The organism is Hyphomicrobium sp. CS1BSMeth3, from assembly GCF_900117415.1.
Classification (GTDB): domain Bacteria; phylum Pseudomonadota; class Alphaproteobacteria; order Rhizobiales; family Hyphomicrobiaceae.
In genome coordinates this window covers 1-16,771 of the sequence record NZ_FPEI01000004.1, presented here as the reverse complement: position 1 = coordinate 16,771, position 16,771 = coordinate 1, and the positions used below count along the sequence as shown (strand labels likewise).

The 16,771-nt window shown below is 64.9% G+C and carries 15 protein-coding genes; 2 read left to right on the top strand and 13 right to left on the bottom strand.

Going from position 1 to position 16,771, the window contains the following annotated elements:
• Positions 1–3: 3 nt before the first annotated feature.
• From CS1BSM3_RS04265 to CS1BSM3_RS04225, 9 genes are all read right to left on the bottom strand, one after another.
• The gene (locus tag CS1BSM3_RS04265) at positions 4–1,008 is read right to left on the bottom strand and encodes an NADP-dependent oxidoreductase (protein WP_072385760.1); all 1,005 of its coding nucleotides are present in this window, start codon (positions 1,006–1,008) and stop codon (positions 4–6) included.
• A 30-nt stretch (positions 1,009–1,038) separates the two neighbouring features.
• Positions 1,039–2,277, bottom strand: a complete 1,239-nt coding sequence (locus CS1BSM3_RS04260; RefSeq protein ID WP_072385759.1) for a CaiB/BaiF CoA transferase family protein — start codon at positions 2,275–2,277, stop codon at positions 1,039–1,041.
• A gap of 51 nt (positions 2,278–2,328) precedes the next feature.
• Complete coding sequence (locus CS1BSM3_RS04255; protein ID WP_072385758.1) at positions 2,329–3,399, bottom strand: enoyl-CoA hydratase/isomerase family protein; 1,071 nt, start codon at positions 3,397–3,399, stop codon at positions 2,329–2,331.
• 7 nt (positions 3,400–3,406) lie between these two features.
• Positions 3,407–4,768 (bottom strand): amidase, encoded by a 1,362-nt coding sequence (locus CS1BSM3_RS04250; RefSeq protein ID WP_072385757.1) that lies wholly within the window; start codon positions 4,766–4,768, stop codon positions 3,407–3,409.
• 433 nt (positions 4,769–5,201) lie between these two features.
• A complete protein-coding gene (locus CS1BSM3_RS04245) occupies positions 5,202–5,840 on the bottom strand; it encodes a tetratricopeptide repeat protein (protein ID WP_083528245.1) in 639 nt (212 codons plus the stop codon).
• 213 nt (positions 5,841–6,053) lie between these two features.
• Positions 6,054–6,707, bottom strand: a complete 654-nt coding sequence (locus CS1BSM3_RS04240) for a tetratricopeptide repeat protein (protein WP_143149069.1) — start codon at positions 6,705–6,707, stop codon at positions 6,054–6,056.
• 38 nt (positions 6,708–6,745) lie between these two features.
• Positions 6,746–7,081: an AtuA-related protein gene (locus CS1BSM3_RS04235; protein WP_072385754.1), complete on the bottom strand. Its 336-nt coding sequence runs from the start codon at positions 7,079–7,081 to the stop codon at positions 6,746–6,748.
• On the bottom strand, positions 7,078–8,406 hold the full coding sequence (locus tag CS1BSM3_RS04230; protein WP_244540417.1) for an acyclic terpene utilization AtuA family protein: 1,329 nt from the start codon (positions 8,404–8,406) through the stop codon (positions 7,078–7,080). The genes CS1BSM3_RS04235 and CS1BSM3_RS04230 overlap by 4 nt, the downstream gene beginning before the upstream one ends.
• Positions 8,407–8,448: 42 nt before the next feature.
• Positions 8,449–8,697 (bottom strand): hypothetical protein, encoded by a 249-nt coding sequence (locus tag CS1BSM3_RS04225; protein ID WP_143149068.1) that lies wholly within the window; start codon positions 8,695–8,697, stop codon positions 8,449–8,451.
• A gap of 151 nt (positions 8,698–8,848) precedes the next feature.
• Here CS1BSM3_RS04225 and CS1BSM3_RS04220 point away from each other — a divergent pair, with 151 nt between their 5' ends.
• Positions 8,849–9,973, top strand: a complete 1,125-nt coding sequence (locus CS1BSM3_RS04220; RefSeq protein WP_072385751.1) for a zinc-dependent alcohol dehydrogenase family protein — start codon at positions 8,849–8,851, stop codon at positions 9,971–9,973.
• Positions 9,974–10,138: 165 nt separating this feature from the next.
• Here the strand turns inward: CS1BSM3_RS04220 and CS1BSM3_RS04215 are convergent, their stop codons facing one another.
• From CS1BSM3_RS04215 to CS1BSM3_RS04205, 3 genes are all read right to left on the bottom strand, one after another.
• Positions 10,139–10,609, bottom strand: a complete 471-nt coding sequence (locus tag CS1BSM3_RS04215; RefSeq protein ID WP_174263621.1) for a PaaI family thioesterase — start codon at positions 10,607–10,609, stop codon at positions 10,139–10,141.
• 430 nt (positions 10,610–11,039) lie between these two features.
• Positions 11,040–13,178 carry a sodium-translocating pyrophosphatase gene (locus CS1BSM3_RS04210; RefSeq protein ID WP_072385750.1) on the bottom strand — a complete coding sequence of 713 codons (2,139 nt, stop codon included), beginning with the start codon at positions 13,176–13,178 and terminating at the stop codon, positions 11,040–11,042.
• Positions 13,179–13,545: 367 nt separating this feature from the next.
• Complete coding sequence (locus CS1BSM3_RS04205; protein ID WP_072385749.1) at positions 13,546–14,352, bottom strand: SDR family NAD(P)-dependent oxidoreductase; 807 nt, start codon at positions 14,350–14,352, stop codon at positions 13,546–13,548.
• Positions 14,353–14,618: 266 nt separating this feature from the next.
• On the opposite strand from CS1BSM3_RS04205, the gene CS1BSM3_RS04200 reads away from it, so the two are divergent.
• Positions 14,619–15,170: a bactofilin family protein gene (locus CS1BSM3_RS04200; protein WP_072385748.1), complete on the top strand. Its 552-nt coding sequence runs from the start codon at positions 14,619–14,621 to the stop codon at positions 15,168–15,170.
• A 116-nt stretch (positions 15,171–15,286) separates the two neighbouring features.
• Here the strand turns inward: CS1BSM3_RS04200 and CS1BSM3_RS04195 are convergent, their stop codons facing one another.
• Positions 15,287–15,880 (bottom strand): superoxide dismutase, encoded by a 594-nt coding sequence (locus CS1BSM3_RS04195; protein WP_072385747.1) that lies wholly within the window; start codon positions 15,878–15,880, stop codon positions 15,287–15,289.
• Between the last annotated feature and the right edge of the window lie 891 nt (positions 15,881–16,771).

Sequence of the window (16,771 nt, the reverse complement as noted above, 5' to 3'; positions counted from 1 at the left end):
AATTCAGACCTTGAGGACGAGCTTGCCGTTGTTGCCGCCCGTGTAGAGCAAATTGAGCGTTTCGGCAAAGGCCTCGAGCCCGCCGGTGCGCACGTCCTCGCGGATCTTGAGCTTGCCCTCGCGGTTCCAGGCCCCGAGCTGGGCGATGGCCTCGGGCACGCGGTCGGCCCAGTCGAGGACGATGAGCCCGCGCATGGTCAGGCGCTGGGTGAGCACGGCGCGCAGGTTCTTCGGTCCTTCCGGCATCTTCGTCGCGTTGTACGCCGAGATGAGCCCGCAGAGCGCGACGCGCCCGTGCACGTTCATCTGCATCAGGACCGTATCGAGGATGTCGCCGCCGACGTTCTCGAAGTTGACGTCGATGCCCTTGGGGCAGGCGGCCTTGAGCTGGTCGGCGAGGTTGCCGCTCTTGTAGTCGATGCAGGCATCGAAGCCGAGCTCATCGACGACATAGCGGCACTTGTCCGGCCCGCCGGCAATGCCGACCGCGCGGCATCCCTTGATCTTCGCAATCTGGCCGACGATCGAGCCGACTGCGCCGGACGCCGCCGAGACGACGACCGTCTCGCCGGCCTTTGGCTGGCCGACTTCGAGAAGACCGAAGTAGGCCGTCCATCCGGGCATGCCGAGCCCGCCGACCCAACGCTCGAGCGGCGCCAGCTTGGGATCGACCTTCACGAGGCCTTTGCCGTCCGAGATCGCGAACTGCTGCACGCCGAGCATTCCCTGCACGGCATCGCCGACCTTGAAGGCCGGATTGCGCGAGGCATCGACAATGCCGACCGAGAAGGAGCGCATGACGCCGCCGATGGCGACGGGCGGCACGTAGGAGCGGCCCTCGTTGATCCAGCCGCGCATGGCGGGATCGAGCGAGACGTAGGCGATCTTCACGCGCACCTCGCCTTCGCCCGGCTCGGCGAGTGGCGCGTCCGCGACCTTGAAAACATCTGGCGTGACGAGCCCCGGTGCGGGGCGCTTCGCGAGAAGGACTTGGCGGTTCGTGGTCATTGAAACCTCCACCAATGTAGAAAGCGTCAGCTATTCCGCTGCGGCTTTGGGCGGTGCCGTTTCCTTCGCGGCGCCTTCAGCGAGCAGCGCATTGATCTCGGCGGCCGTGAAACCGGCTTCGGTCAGCACTTCGCGCGTGTGCTGGCCGTAGAGCGGCGCCGGCATCGCAACCTCGGTCGGCGTTTCCGAGAATTTCGCCGGCACGCCGATGGTCTCGACGCGGCCGGCCACAGGATGCTCCACCGCAACGACCATGTCGCGGGCGCGCGTCTGCGGATGCTGGAGCATTTCGGTTATGGAGAGCACGGGCCCGCACGGAATGCCGACGGCCTCCAATTTCTTGAGCCAATGCTCGGTGCTCTGCTTGCGGAAGCGCTCGTTGAGCAGGTCGATGAGCGTATCGAGATTGCCCATGCGGTCGCGGCCGGTCAGGAAGCGCGGATCCTTGCCGAGCTCGGGACAGCCGAGCACGTCGCACAGCATGGGATACATTTTCTGGTTCGAGGCGCCGACATTGATGTAGCCGTCGCTGGTCTCGAAAGCCTGATACGGACCGTTCAGCGGATGGCGCGAGCCCATCGGGCCCGGAGAGACGCTCGTCGCGAGCGCGATCGCCGACTGCCAATAGGTGAGCGTAATGCCGGCCTCGAAGAGCGAGGTATCGACGAATTGCCCCTCACCCGTCGTGAGCTTGTGCGCGTAAGCCGCGCAAATGGCCATGGCGGCGATGATGCCCGCGGTGATGTCGCAAGCAGGCGACCCAACCTTTACCGGCGGACGGCCGGGGCCTTCCCCCGTGATGGCCATGAGACCCGACATGCCTTGCGCAATGAGATCGTAACCGCCCTGGTCGGCGTAAGGTCCGCTGCGTCCGAAGCCCGAGACGGCGCAGTAGATGAGGCCTGGAAATTCCTTGTGCAGGGCCTCATAGCCGAGACCGAGCTTATCGAGCGTGTCATGGCGATAGTTCTCGATGAGCACGTCCGCGTCCTTGAGGAGGCGCTTCAAGGCCGCGCGCCCCGCGGGCTTCTTGAGATCGAGAACGATGCCGCGCTTGTTGCGGTTCATCATCATGTAGGCCGCCGGCTCGCCCTTGATGTCGGGCGGCAGCATCCGGCGCGTATCGTCACCGCCGTCGGCCTTCTCGACCTTGATCACGTCGGCGCCCATGTCGGCGAGCATGCGCGCCGAGGTCGGACCCGCCATCACGTGCGAGAGATCGATGACGCGCATTCCGGTGAGCGGGCCGCGACATTGATGCTGAGACATGCTTCCTCCGTAGAATCTTGTGTTCTGTATTGTCGGCCCGCGCCTGTCGGATCAGTTCGGCGCCCGCAGGCCCAGCTCCTGATTGGCCGGCAGCGGCGCAAAGAGCGCCTCGACCGTCGCATCGCTCAACTCGGCCAGCGTCGGCGGATTCCAGCGCGGGTTCTTGTCCTTGTCGACGAGCAGGGCGCGCACGCCTTCGACGAATTCGCCATCCTCGAACAAGTGGAGGCACAACCTGAGCTCCACGTTGAGCGCGTCCTCGAGCGAGCCGAGCTTGCGCGCACGACGCACCGCCGCGAGTGTCGCGGCCATCGCCTTCGGTGATCGCACCAGAAGCGCCTCGCGCGTCTTCAAGGCCCACTCGTCGTCCTCGCGTGCAAGTGCGTCCAGGATGGCAGGAACAGTTGGCGCGGAGAACGTGCGGCCGATCACATCCGCGCGATCGGCAAGGTTGGAGTGCGGCGGTGGCTCGGTGAATTGCGCGATCACGCTCTTCACATCCGCCGCACGTGCCTTGCAAAGGGCCGCACGCAGCTCATCGAGCTTGGCGGACTGCACGAAGACATCCGCAAAGCCCGAGAAGATCGTGCCCGCACCATGCATACGCTCGCCGACGAGGCCGAGGTATTCGCCGAAGGAATCCGGCGCGCGGCCGAGCAGCCATGTCCCGCCGACATCGGGAATGAGCCCGATGGTCGTCTCCGGCATGGCGAGCTGCGAGCGCTCCGTGACAATGCGCGCGCCGCCCTGCACGTGTGCCGAAAGCCCGATGCCGCCGCCCATGACAATGCCGTCCATGATGGGCACGAACGGCTTCGGATAGCGGTGGATCAGCGCATTGAGCGCATATTCCTCACGCCAGAAGGCCAGTGCATCGTCGAGCCCGCGTGCGCGCGAGTCATAGAGCCAGCGCACATCGCCGCCGGCGCAAAGCCCGCGCTTACCGGCACCATCGAGGATCACGAGCTCGACGGCCGGATCGTCCTTCCACGCGAGCAGGGCCGGCCAGATGGCACGCACCATGCCGAGCGTCAGCGCATTGAGCGCTTTCGGCCGGTTCAGCGTGATGCGTCCGGCCGTGCCTTCGACGCGGATCAGGACCTCGTCAGTCATCTCCGTCATGCCAACCTCAGATCTTCGGTGCCGGGAAATCGCCGCGCGCCTTCTCGAAGGCGCGGCCGATGCGCAGCGCCAGCGCATCATCAAAGCGACGGACGACGATCTGCAGGCTCATCGGCAGCTTGCTCTTGCTGAGCGCCGTCGGGATGGCAAGGCTCGCGAGGGCGAGGTAGTTCGCCCAACGCGTGAAGTGCGCCATGGGCGACTTCGTCTCGTCCACCTCGGCAACGGCGATCGCCGGGAACGGGATCGTCGGCAGGATGAGCGCATCGAGACGGTCCATGGCCGAGAGGAAGGCGTCGATTGCCTTCCCGCGCTCCTGGATCACATCGAGATAGTCGGCGGCCGAGATCGTCTTGCCGCCGAGGAAGCGCGTGCGGATCGGATCGGCCATGCCTGACTTCGGATCATCGATCAGCTTGCGCCAGTTGGCATAGCCTTCGGACGCGATGATGATGCCAGTCGCCCGCGTGAAGCTCTCGAACGACTGCGGCATCTTGAAGGGTTCGATGCGCGCACCGAGCTTCTCGAGCGTGCTTGCCGATTGGGCGATGTCAGCCCTGACCTCCTCGGTCGTGAGCGTGAGATCCTCATCGACAATGCGCCCGATGCGCAGGCCCGCGACGCCCTTCTCGAGATCGCGCAAGGGATCAATGGGGCGGAAATCTTCAGTCGATGGATCCTCGGGATCATGCCCGAGCATGGCGGCGAACATGCGCGCCGCCGTCGTCACGTCGTGGGCGAGCGGGCCCGCCGTATCGAGCGTCTGCGAGAGCGGTGCAATCCCCGAGCGCCCGATCAGGCCGATCGAGGTCTTGAGGCCGACGCAGCCGCAGAGCGCAGCAGGAATGCGCACCGAGCCGCCGGTGTCCGTGCCGAGCCCGCCTGGCAGTACGCCCGCGCCGACCATCGAGCCCGTGCCGCTCGACGATCCGCCCGGAATGCGATGCACCTTCAGATCCCAGGGGTTCCACGGCGTTCCGACAGTGACGTTCGTGCCGTAGCCGCCGAAGGCATATTCCACGGTGTGCGTCTTGCCGGCGATGATGGCGCCTGCAGTCCGCAGCTTCGTCACGACGTGCGCATCTTTCCGCGCCGGCTCGGCCTGCTTGCGTGTGAGCGAGCCGCAGCCCGAGACGAGGCCCTCGACATCGGCAATATCCTTGATGCCGACCGGCATTCCGTGCAGCAGACCGTGCGCAGCTCCGGCCGCCACGCGCGCATCGGCGAGGTGGGCCTCGGCGAGGGCGCTCTCGCGCGTGATCTGGGTGAGCGCGTGGAGCTTCGTGTTGGCTGCCTCCATGGTATCGAGAGTGCTCTCGATGGCGGCCGTGATCGTGCCTGTGGCTGCAGCCTTCGGGGACTTGGACATTGGGGCTCACCGCTCCTTTGGGTCTGATGCTTGCGGATTGCGGCGAGCCTAGCACCCCCGGCGCGGCTGGCGCGAGGGCTGTCGGCGCAGGGGCGCCCTGCGCATTGCTTAGTGCCGCGGGCTGCTGGGAAGGGGTGCTGTGGCTTCCTGGTACGGCCTACCGGCCGGCGCGCAGTCGCGCGCTCATGACTACTGTGCGCCGGTGCCAATCGCGTCCCCTCGCCCGCGAGCGGACAGCGCTCGCGTGTTGCGCCCTACTTCCCCCTCTCCCCATTGTCTTCAATGGGGAGAGGGGACATGATGGCGCCTGCGGCGGGCTCCAGCCCATAAAAGACGGGGCTCCGGGAGTGTCCGTCGTGTCGAGGACACGCGCCTTCGGCACGATGCGGAGTGCGAGGCCGCGGCCTCGCTCGCGCTGAAAGCGCAACGGTTCCTACGAAGTCGGCAGGCGGCACTGCTCGTCGGCAGGGAGCGGATCGCACTCGCGATCCTGGACGCACGTGTGCAGTGCAGTCTTGGTCTCGGCGTTATAGATGCCGTCCATCTGGCCGCGGTAGTGTCCGCGCTCGGCAAGGCCGCACTGATAGAGCTTGATCATGCGCTCGCCGCCGAGATGGATGGCCATCTCGTAGTCGCGCAGCGCGCCTTCCACATTGCCCATGAGCTGGCGGATATGCGCGCGCGTGTCCCAGGAGTGCTCGCTCTCCGGGTTGAGCATCAGCGAGCGCTCGACATCCGGCAGGCCTTGGGTGCCGCGGCCCGAGCGGTAGAATGCCCAGGCGCGATTGTTGAGCGCGGAGGGTGAATTCGGGTTGATCGCGAGCGAGGCGTCATAGTCCTCGATGGCGCGGTCGAGCTGGCCCTTGATCGAGAGGGCAAGGCCGCGGATGGCGAGTGCGTTGCTGCGGTCGAGGGGCGGCGTCGCGGGGTTATCGATGATGACCGTGCAGCCGGCAATACGGCGCTCGTTGTCGTCGCTCAGGCAGTCGGCGGCACTGCTGTCGGCCCGCGCCGCGGTTGCGGCTGCAGTGGCAAGCCATAAGGCGGCCAGGATCATGCCTGCTCGTCTCATTCAGTGCTCCTGCAGTGCGGCCGACGCCTTATGTCGCCGACAATTGGCGCCGATGTTCAACAGCACTGCGACACAAGTATGTCCAGTCCTGTGACGGTGGAAGGGGTTGCGACGGATGGCCCCGCGCCTTCCTGCGTGCGCGGACGTTCAGATGAGGACATTGCGTTACAGGGCACCCTCGCGCGGCCCTGCTGGCGGGAAGATATCGGGCCCTCAGCAACGATGTTCGTCTTTCGGTACCGGACTGCAGCCCGGTGTCTGCACGCACCTAGCCAGCCCCTTTACAATCTCTATCCTCCTGCTGGTCCTCTCGGCATCGGCTTTCCCAGTGCTTCTACTCGAGTCGGGTATGATGCCGACTTCGACTAGGCCGCACTCATAAGTTTTGTGAATTTCACTATCGCCGTACTCAAAAGCAAAAAGGAAATCGGCAAGCGCCTCCGCCGGCATTCCCTGTGCGAGGCGAATATGCGCGCGCGTGTCGTGCGAGTGAGCGGATTCTGGATCGATCCGAAGTGCCTCTTCGATATCGGCAAGGGCGTCGAGCGGGCGGCCGAGGCGCACCAGAGCCCAGGCACGATTGTTCAACGTTGCCGCCGAGTGTGGATCTAACTTGATTGCGGCATCATAATCTTCGATCGCGCGGTAGAACTCTCGTTTGCGCCAGTATGCCGCCCCCCGAACACCGAGAGCACCGCTGCGTTCGAGATGCGATGTTGCCGGATCTTCGATGATGATCGTGCAACCCGTGATGCGGCGCTCGTTGTCGTCGCTTAGGCAGTCGGCCGTGGGGTTGTCGGCTAGGACGGCGGATGTCGCGATGAGAGCAAATACATAAGCGGGCAAAAGTAGGATTAGTCGATACATCAAACGCTCCTGAGCGCGCCCGACATTCAGTAGGGCGATCAAGCTGGGCGGTTGTCAGGTACCTCCACGTCGAGGTCCAGGACGAGGAAGCTCCAGGATTTCCCGTGGCTGTCGAGGCCGAGAGAGGTGTTCACGCCCCCTTCGAGCGCGTCGTGCATGACGAAGTTCAGGCCATGCAGATGGTCGAGCGCATAGCGCGTGACGCTGCCCTGGATGAGGGCGGGATAGGCGGCCTTGATGCGCTCCGGCGTGAGCTGCTCCTTGAGCAGGGGGTAGTCGCCCGGATCATAGGCCCACACCGACACGTTCGAGGTGTTGCCCTTGTCGCCGGCGCGCGCGTGCGCAATCTCATGGAGCTTGATGCGGCGGGTCATGCGCGGAACATCCTCACGCTCGGGCGTACCGCGTCGCGGTCGATGAGCGTGGAGTGCGTGATGACGCTCGGCGTGATCTGCCCGCGATAACCGCCGCCGCCCGCAGGGCCGCAGCAGAGGAGCGACTCGACCTCCCAGAGCATGGTCGCGACATCATCGCGACTGGCCGAGCGCATGGCTGTGTGCACGCGCACGTCCGCGCTCTCTTCCCGGACGCCATGCGCCGTTGCGTGCAGCGAATTGATGCCGATGAGGTCGATGCGCAGGGCCTCGAAGCCGGGGCGGCGCGCGAGGCGGTCTCTCAGAATGTCGCGGGCGAGTGCGGCGCGCGCCGTGGCATTCGGACCGGCATAGCTCACACCCGCCTCGCCGAAGAAGCCGCCGTCGAAGCCGATCGTGACCTTCAATTTGTCGGGGCGCTTGTGCCCGCTGCCGTTTGCGACAGCGACACGATCGCGACCCGCTTCCTGCACGGTGACGCCGCTGAAGTCCGCGGTCACGTCCGGCGTGAGGTAGGCCGCAGGATCATGCACCTCGTACATGAGCTGCTCTTTGACCGTGCGCGACGTCACCATCCCGCCGGCATCGGCGAGCTTGGTGATGACGCAGCCGCCGTTCTCGGCGACCTCAGCAATGGGAAAGCCGCAGTCCGCCAGCCGCGGCACATTCTTGCGGCCCGGATCGGCGAAGTAGCCGCCCGTGATCTGCATCCCGCATTCCATGAGATGCCCGACGAGCGTGCCTTGGCCGAGCCGCTGCCAGTCGTCGCGCTTCCAGCCGTAGTGATGGACGAGCGGCGAGAGAAAGAGCGAAGGATCGGCGACGCGCCCGGTGATCACGACGTCGGCGCCGCTCTCGAGACCGGGAATGATGGCGTCAATGCCGAGATAGACATTTGCGCCGACAACGGGGCGCCCGACCTCGGCGACGGTCTTGTCGTGATTGTCGAAGAGGATGGTCTCGGGCCCGATCAGATCCGAGACGTCGTCGCCTTCGATGGCCGCGACGGTCACGCCGCTGAGCCCCTGCGCGCGCGCGACATCGACCACGACCTCGGCGGCCGCTGCAACATTGGCGACGCCCATGTTGGTGACAATGCGCGTGCCGTGGCGCTTGCAGGCCGCGAGCGTGCCGCGCATGCGCGCGGCAAGCTGCGGATTGTAGCCGCGCTTCGGATCGAGCTGGCGATCGCGATGGCCAAATGCCAGCGTGCGCTCGCCGATCGTCTCGAAGACGAGATAGTCGAGCGCACCCTTCTCGGCGAGATCGATCGCCGGCTCGAGCCGGTCCGACGAAAAACCGGCGCCACAACCGAGCCTCAGCACGGCATCCTCCCGAATTGTGGTGCCCGTTTCAGCCTGGAAAGCTTACAGGCACTTCGTGATGGTCGAGCCGCACTTCACGTAGTTGATGAGGTCCCAGGCGCAGCACGGCTCTTCTTTCTTACACACCCACGCGCGCTTCTCACCGCTCGGGAACGTGTGACGGCAAACCTTCTCGCCCTTGCCAGCCTTCACGACAGGCGCCTTCGCCTTTGGCGCGCTCTGCTGTGCCATCACCGGCGCGCTCATGCCGAGCGCAAATGCTACCGCAAGTCCGATCTTCATCATCCGCATCGTCGTATCCCCCAAGTAAATGGTCCAAACAGATCCCACCAGCCACGGCATCATGCCGCGCCCGGAGGGAGGCGACAAGTACCGGTTGCCCGCTAGCCACAGGCGACTATCATCCTGGCAACAGACATACCGTTCGCCCAGGGAGAGCCCAATGAAAACCCGCGCCGCCGTCATCCACGAGATGGAAAAGCCGCGCCCCTACGCCGTGTCCAAGCCGCTCGTCATCGAGACGCTGGACCTGGACCCACCGGGCGAGGACGAGATCCTGGTACGCATCCGCGCCGCGGGCCTCTGTCACTCCGACCTTTCGACCATCAATGGCGATCGCCCGCGCCCGCTGCCCATGGTGCTCGGTCACGAGGCGGCCGGCGAGGTCATGGAGCTCGGCCCCGGCGTGAAGGACCTCGCCGTCGGCGATCACGTCATTCTCGTCTTCGTGCCGAACTGCGGCCGCTGCGCCCCCTGCCAGGAGGGCCGCCCCGCGCTCTGCGAGCCGGGCTTCAAGGCCAATGGCGCAGGCAAGCTGCTCAACGACGTGACGCGCCTCTCGCGCAACGGCCAGACCGTCTATCACCACGTCGGCGTCTCGGCGTTCTCGGAGTATGCCGTCGTCTCGCGCTGCAGTGTCGTCAAGATCGACAAGTCGCTGCCCTTCGAGGAAGCCGCGCTCTTCGGCTGTGCGGTCATCACCGGCGCCGGCGCCGTCATCAACACGGCGAAGGTCCCGCCCGGCACGACGGCCGCCATCGTCGGCCTCGGCGGGGTCGGCCTCATGTCCATGCTCGGCGCGAAGCTCTCCGGTTGCCGGCAGGTCGTCGCCATCGACATGCTCGATGACAAGCTCAAGCTCGCCAAGCAGCTCGGCGCGACGCACACCGTCAACGCGCGCGATCCCAACGTCGTCGAGCACGTGAAGGACATCACTGGTGGCGGCGTCGACTTCGCCTTCGAGATGGCGAGCTCCATCAAAGCACTGGAACTCGCCTACAAGATCACCAAGCGCGGCGGCACCACCGTCACCGCGAGCCTGCCCCATCCGACGCACACCATGCCGCTGCCCGGAACGCACCTTGTTGCCGAGGAACGCACCATCAAAGGCAGCTACGTCGGCTCGTGCATTCCCTCGCGCGACATCCCGCGCTTCATCTCGCTCTACCAGCAAGGGCTGCTGCCCGTGGACCGCCTGATGAGCGAGCGCATCGAGCTCGAAGAGATCAACGAGGGCTTCGACAAGCTGTCGGATGGCGGGACCGTGCGGATGATCCTCGTGCCTTGATTTTATTTGCCGCGGGCTGCTGGGAAGAGGTGCTTCGCCTTCTTCCGTGGTGCTATGCCCGCGGCGGCCCTGCAGACAGGTTGGGTGTCTGCCGCGACCGCGCTCCGCCGTACCGGAGGCGCGTCTTCGACACGACGAGGGGCACCCTCCTGGACCCGCCCGTCTTTATTGACTTATTCCACCGCGCTTCTGCACGGCCATCAGCGTGCCGGTCATCGTGGCGATCAGCTTTTCGCTGCCGCCATCATGCGCAAATGCCTGAGCCTCGCAGATGGTGAGCGTGCGGCCCGGCTTGATCACGCGCGCGCGGAAGACGAAGCGCGAGCCTGCGGCCGGCGCGAGCAGATTCGTCTTGAACTCGACGGTGAGGACCGCGACATCCGCCGGCATGAGCGAGAAGGCTGCGTATCCGCAGGCACTGTCGAGCGCTACCGAGAGAATACCGGCATGAATGAAGCCGTGCTGCTGCGTCAGCTCAGCCGAATAGGGCATCTCCAACTCGATCTCGCCGGGCTGCATCGATTTGATGGTGATGCCGAGCGTCGCCATGACCTTCTGGCGCGCGAAGCTCGCCCGCACGCGCGCGTCGAAGCTCGGATCCTTGGGCGTGAAGTTCATGGGGGTGTTCATGATCATTCCCAGAATGGCGCCGTTGTTCCCTATCGCCATAGAAGGCAAAGGGGAGGGGCGATGATCGCTCGCTGACAGCGATAACACCTCATGTGGGTCGCCGCGCAAAAAGAAAATCAGCCCCGTTCGCCCAGCGGGCATGACGGGCCAAAGCAAAACGCGGCGCCCTTTCGAGCGCCGCGCTTTTATCGTCCAGGTGTGGCCGCTGCGGGCCTACCGCACGAGAAGAAGGCGAAGCACCTCTTCCCGGCAGGCGGACGCCACATATGGCGCCCTGTCCTTCTGGCCGCCGCCGCCATAGCACCACGGAAGAAGGCGAAGCACCTCTTCCCGGCAGGCGGACGCCACATATGGCGCCCTGTCCTTCTGGCCGCCGCCGCCATAGCACCACGGAAGAAGGCGAAGCACCTCTTCCCGGCAGGCGGCGGCAAACCAATTAATGCGCCAGGATCGCCAGCAGCAGCAGAGCCACGATGTTGGTGATCTTGATCATCGGGTTCACGGCCGGGCCGGCAGTGTCCTTGTAGGGATCGCCGACGGTGTCGCCCGTGACCGAGGCCTTGTGCGCCTCGGAGCCCTTGAGGTGCTTCACGCCGTCTTTGTCGACGAAGCCGTCTTCGAAGGCCTTCTTGGCGTTGTCCCAGGCGCCGCCGCCGGCCGTCATCGAGATGGCGACGAAGAGGCCGGTCACGATCACACCGAGCAGCATGGCGCCGAGCGCCGCGAAGGCATTGCCCGTGCCGGCAATCCACTTCACGACGAAGAAGCAGACGATCGGCGAGAGAACGGGCAGCAGCGACGGCACGATCATTTCCTTGATCGCGGCGCGCGTCAGCATGTCGACGGCGCGGGCATAGTCGGGCTTCTCGGTGCCCTTCATGATGCCCGGCTTCTCCTTGAACTGGCGACGCACTTCCTCGACGATCGAGGAGGCCGCGCGACCGACCGCCGTCATCGCGATGCCGCCGAAGAGGTAGGGCAGCAGGCCGCCGAACAGCAGGCCGACGACGACGTACGGGTTCGACAGCGAGAAGTCGACCGTCAGGTTGTGGAACATCGATCCGGGCTTGGCCTGACTGATGAAGTACTTGAGGTCTTCATTGTAGGCCGCGAAGAGCACCAGCGCGCCGAGACCGGCCGAGCCGATCGCGTAGCCCTTGGTGACAGCTTTGGTCGTGTTGCCGACGGCGTCGAGCGCGTCGGTCGTGCGGCGGATCTCCTTCGGCAGGCCCGCCATCTCGGCGATGCCGCCGGCGTTGTCGGTGACAGGACCGAAGGCATCGAGCGCGACGACCATGCCGGCGAGCGCGAGCATGGTCGTGACCGCGATCGCGATGCCGAAGAGACCGGCGAGCTTGAAGGTGACGATGATGCCGGCGACGATGATGAGCGCCGGGAGCGCCGTGGCTTCGAGGCTGACCGCGAGGCCCTGGATGACGTTCGTGCCGTGGCCGGTCACGGACGCCTGGCTGATCGAGCGCACGGGGCGATAGCCGATGCCCGTGTAGTACTCGGTCACGACGATGATGGCCGCCGTCACGACGAGGCCGACCGCGCCGCACCAGAAGAGGTCCATGCCGGTGAAGGTGAAGCCGCTCGTGGTCTTGAAGACCGTGCCCATGCCGAGCAGGTACTCGGTGAGCGGGTAGAGGACGATCAGCGAGAGCACGCCCGTCGCAATGATGCCCTTGTAGAGGGCGCCCATGATCGACTGGTTAGCGCCGAGGCGGACGAAGTACGTGCCGATGATGGACGTGACGACGCAGACGCCGCAGATGGCCAGCGGATAGATCATGAGCGTGCCGACGATGGGCTGGCCCACGAAGTAGATCGCGGCGAGCACCATGGTGGCGACGACGGTCACCGCGTAGGTCTCGAAGAGGTCGGCGGCCATGCCGGCGCAGTCACCGACGTTGTCACCGACGTTGTCGGCGATCGTCGCGGGATTGCGCGGATCGTCCTCGGGGATGCCGGCCTCGACTTTGCCGACGAGGTCACCACCGACGTCGGCGCCCTTCGTGAAGATGCCGCCGCCGAGACGGGCGAAGATCGAGATGAGCGAGGCGCCGAAACCGAGCGCGACGAGCGAGTCGATCACCGTGCGGCTGGTCGTGCTGTAGCCCATCACGCCGGTCAGAATGCCGTAGTAGACGACAACGCCGAGGAGCGCGAGACCGGCGACGAGGAGGCCGGTCACGGCGCCTGAGCGGAAGGCCATCGAGAGGCCATCGGCGAGCGAGACCGTCGATGCCTGGGCCGTACGGACGTTGGCGCGTACCGAGACGTGCATGCCGACAAATCCGGCGAGGCCGGAGAGCACAGCGCCGATCAGGAAGCCGATGGCGACGAGCCAGCCGAGCAGCAGTCCGACGATGATGAAGATGGGAACGCCCGCAATGGCGATCGTCTGGTACTGGCGCGTGAGGTAGGCCTGAGCGCCTTCCTGAATAGCGCCGGCGATCTCCTGCATGCGCGCGTTGCCGGCATCCGACGCCATGACGGCGCGGATCGTCAGCGCGCCATAGGCAATCGAAAGCAGGCCACAGATGATGATGGCCCACAAGATGGACTGCATGGGTAGAGTGCTCCCCGTTGGTCAGATGCCCCCTTCAGGGCTTGGAGTGCGTGCGGCCATGGTGTGACCACCAAGTTCGCACGGCGCAGACAAAGCAAAGACCCCGCAGCGTGACGGCCACCGCTGGGCCTGCCGGCACGATGCAAGGAAAGATACTGTGACGCCGCCCGGTGGGCAGCGCCGGCTCCCGCCGTCAGTACGCCTCCCGGTCGGGTTTTAGCGGGCGGACCATGCCAAAACCGGTGCGGCGATGCAACATTCAATGGTGCGCCTTTGGTCGCGCTTTACACTGAAATACGGCTCCCCCGTCCCTGAGGGTGCCCGCCCGGCCACAGGGATGGGATGCGCTGCCGAAGGCCCTGTGGCCTCAGTTTCGCGGCGAGCCGACGGTGGTGGCGGCACCGCCAGTTGCGGTGCGCCCCCCGTCCACGACGTACTGTGCGCCCGTGATGCCGCTGGCAAAGTCGGAGCAGAGGAACAGCACGGTGCTCGCGATTTCGTCCACTGTGGCATAGCGGCCCATGGGGATAGAGGATTGATAGCGCGCGCTTACTGCCTCCGCGTCGCCTGGATTGATCATCGCCTCGATGGAGTGGATCATCCGCGTATCCACCGGCCCAGGGCAGACGGCGTTCACGCGGATGCCCTGGCGCGCGACCTCGCCCGAGACGGATTTGGTGAGGCCGATGACGCCATGCTTGGAGGCCACGTAGGGGGCGAGGCCGGGCGTGCCTGTGATACCGGCCACGGAGGCCGTGTTGACGATCGCGCCGCGGCCTTTCGCAATCATCACAGGAAGAACGTGCCTGAGGCCCAGGAATACGCCCCTGAGATTGACGCCGATGACGGCGTCGAAAACCGCCTCGTCGTATTCCGCAATCGGCATCACCTTGCCCTCGATGCCAGCGTTGTTGAAGAAGCAGTCAATCTGACCATAAGCATCAACGGCCGCCTTGACGTAGCGGGCGACATCAGCCGACTTGGTGACGTCGGCGGCGACCGCCAGAGCCGTCCCGCCCTTCTCTCGGATCTCCTGCGCGAGCTTCTCGGCACCTGCGCCATCACGGTCGACGGCAACGACTTTCGCGCCGCGAGCTGCGAAGGCGAGGGCGGCGGCGCGGCCGATACCGTTGGCGGCGCCGGTGACGACGGCAACTTGCCCGCTGAAATCCATGGCGTTTTCTCTCCGTGACACGGTGATTTGTCGGCGATTTTGGCGCTCGGCATGAGCGCAGGGTGCCTCAGATTTGCAGTGGCCCGGCGTGGCGTCAATGCAGGCGCCCGGATGGCAGATCGGCAGTCGAAATGCCTCTCGGGCCGCGCGGCGCGTTCATGCACCCTTCAACTTATGCTCTTGGTAAAGACACATTTCGACCATGGCGCCATGTTTGCTTGACGCGGCGGCAGAGTGATCGTCGCTATCAAACTCGGGGGAGAAAAATGTTCACGCGTAATGGTTCGACCTCACCCAAAGCGTCCGCCGAGCCGCAGCGGATCGATGCTCTGCGGCTCCAGACGCTGTCGCCGGCGACTGCGCGGGGGCCAAGCGAGCCGCCGCCAACGCAGCATCACTACAGCACTGCGGAGGCCGTGATCCCGACTGGGCCAGTCAACGACGGCTCGGGCAGCGGCATCTCGATCATTGGCCAGGATCTCACGATCATCGGCCAGGGACTGCGCATCATCTCGAAAGGCAAGATCCGCGTCGAAGGCGAGATCCAGGGTGACGTGGTCGGCACCGAGGTCATCATCGGCGATGTCGGCAAGGTCACTGGAGTCGTCTCGGCCGAGACGATCACCGTCTTCGGCTCGATCATGGGCACCATACGCGGCGTGAGGGTGCTGCTCGAGTCGGGTGCCAAGGTCGAGGGCGACGTGCACCACCAGACGCTGACCGTGGACGAAGGCGCCCAGCTCGAGGGCCGCGTGCGCCGCGCGCAGAATGCCGATGAGCTCAAGCCTGACCTCACCGATGGCGCGACCGGATCTTGAGGCGCGTGCTCTTCGAATTCCTCTGAAAGAACAAGGCCCCGTCGTTGGACGGGGCCTTTTCTATTTTATCTCCGCTCAGTGGGCCTAAAGCGGCGGCGAATTTCAAGTCCGTTGCTCTAGCCGAGCATCTCTTCCACGTGCTCCCAGTTGACCAGATTGTCGAACCAGGCCTCGAGATACTTCGGGCGCGCATTGCGATAGTCGATGTAGTAGCTGTGCTCCCACACATCGACGCCGAGAATCGGCTTCGCGCCGTGCATGAGCGGGTTCTCGCCGTTCGGCGTCTTCTGAACTTCGAGCTTGCCGTTCTTGACCGCAAGCCACGCCCAGCCCGAGCCGAACTGGCCGACGCCGGCTGCGATGAAGTCGGCGCGCACCTTGTCGAAGCCGCCGATCTCGTCCACGAGCTTCTGCACCTTGGCGGGCAGCTTCTTGCCGCCACCGCCCTTTTTCATCCACTTCCAGAAGTGGATGTGATTGTAGTGCTGGCCGATGTTGTTGATGACCGGCGCGTCCTTGGCGGCGAACGCTTCCTTGCAGATATCCTCGATGCTCTTGCCTTCGTACTTCGTGCCGGGACCGGCGAACTTATTGCCGTTGTCGACGTAGGCGAGGTGATGCTTGTCGTGATGGAACTCCAGCGTTTCCTTCGACATGTAGGGCAGGAGCGCATCGTAAGCGTAGGGGAGATCGGGCAGCTTGAAGGTCATTGTTTGGTCTCCTGTCGGTTCTGGTTTCGGCATGGCCGTGAATTGGGCCGTGGATTGGACCGAGGCACGCGCGCGTGATCGTCGAGTTGGCCAAAGCCGCTCGTGAGCGGCTCTTCTCGCTAAGCCATATGTCGGATCGCGGAGGCAGTGCGCAAGCGTCGGCAAGGATGCAACAGGGCGATTGCTTTGGCCAGTGGTCAGGTGTTCATTGCTGCTCTTCCGCCAACCACGCGACACCTGCAAATCGCGCTCCGGGCAACGAAGGTTCCCACACCTATTGCGCCTTCGCTTTCGGCATGGCGATCAATGTTCATGAAATCCGCTGCCATTAACTTGTTGGTGAGAATTCAACAGCGTGCGTCCACGAAATGCGTGTCGTTCAGGCCACAATGTGACTCATTACGAACGCCGCACCGCGCCGCCGAGCAGCTTTCAACCCCAGGTTGTTAGACCGCGCACACGCCGAAACATAATGGTCAAGCATCAAGTCGAGTCGTGCGGCGAGTCCTCCAGTCGAGGTCTCAGGAATGCGGTCGGTAACGTGGTCAATCCACGTTGAGTTGATCGCAGCGCAGGAAGCAAGCCCGGCGCCTAAGGGTCCTGCCGCAGACCGCGTATCCAGTCCAAGTTCTGCGTAGTCGAACGCGTTCCCTCGTGACGGCGTGCGCTTGAGGCGCGTGCGTGCGGCCCCGAAGGAGCGTGAACAGCCAGCCGCCGGGCTGCGCACTCTGCTTCCGCGCTGGAAGCATAGGAAATGGAGCACTTGAACTATGAATGGGGGATCGATGACGACACTCAGTCGCATTTCGATGGCCGCCGTCGCCGCGCTGATCGTGGGTATGGGCCCCGCGTCTGCCGCCGACCTCGGTGGTAACTGCTGCGCCGACCTCG

Coding starts and splice junctions, on each gene's coding strand:
- CS1BSM3_RS04265 (WP_072385760.1), bottom strand. CDS start 1,008: ATGACCACGAACCGCCAAGTCCTTCTCGCGAAGCGCCCCGCACCGGGG.
- CS1BSM3_RS04260 (WP_072385759.1), bottom strand. CDS start 2,277: ATGTCTCAGCATCAATGTCGCGGCCCGCTCACCGGAATGCGCGTCATC.
- CS1BSM3_RS04255 (WP_072385758.1), bottom strand. CDS start 3,399: ATGACGGAGATGACTGACGAGGTCCTGATCCGCGTCGAAGGCACGGCC.
- CS1BSM3_RS04250 (WP_072385757.1), bottom strand. CDS start 4,768: ATGTCCAAGTCCCCGAAGGCTGCAGCCACAGGCACGATCACGGCCGCC.
- CS1BSM3_RS04245 (WP_083528245.1), bottom strand. CDS start 5,840: ATGAGACGAGCAGGCATGATCCTGGCCGCCTTATGGCTTGCCACTGCA.
- CS1BSM3_RS04240 (WP_143149069.1), bottom strand. CDS start 6,707: ATGTATCGACTAATCCTACTTTTGCCCGCTTATGTATTTGCTCTCATC.
- CS1BSM3_RS04235 (WP_072385754.1), bottom strand. CDS start 7,081: ATGACCCGCCGCATCAAGCTCCATGAGATTGCGCACGCGCGCGCCGGC.
- CS1BSM3_RS04225 (WP_143149068.1), bottom strand. CDS start 8,697: ATGCGGATGATGAAGATCGGACTTGCGGTAGCATTTGCGCTCGGCATG.
- CS1BSM3_RS04220 (WP_072385751.1), top strand. CDS start 8,849: ATGAAAACCCGCGCCGCCGTCATCCACGAGATGGAAAAGCCGCGCCCC.
- CS1BSM3_RS04215 (WP_174263621.1), bottom strand. CDS start 10,609: ATGATCATGAACACCCCCATGAACTTCACGCCCAAGGATCCGAGCTTC.
- CS1BSM3_RS04210 (WP_072385750.1), bottom strand. CDS start 13,178: ATGCAGTCCATCTTGTGGGCCATCATCATCTGTGGCCTGCTTTCGATT.
- CS1BSM3_RS04205 (WP_072385749.1), bottom strand. CDS start 14,352: ATGGATTTCAGCGGGCAAGTTGCCGTCGTCACCGGCGCCGCCAACGGT.
- CS1BSM3_RS04200 (WP_072385748.1), top strand. CDS start 14,619: ATGTTCACGCGTAATGGTTCGACCTCACCCAAAGCGTCCGCCGAGCCG.
- CS1BSM3_RS04195 (WP_072385747.1), bottom strand. CDS start 15,880: ATGACCTTCAAGCTGCCCGATCTCCCCTACGCTTACGATGCGCTCCTG.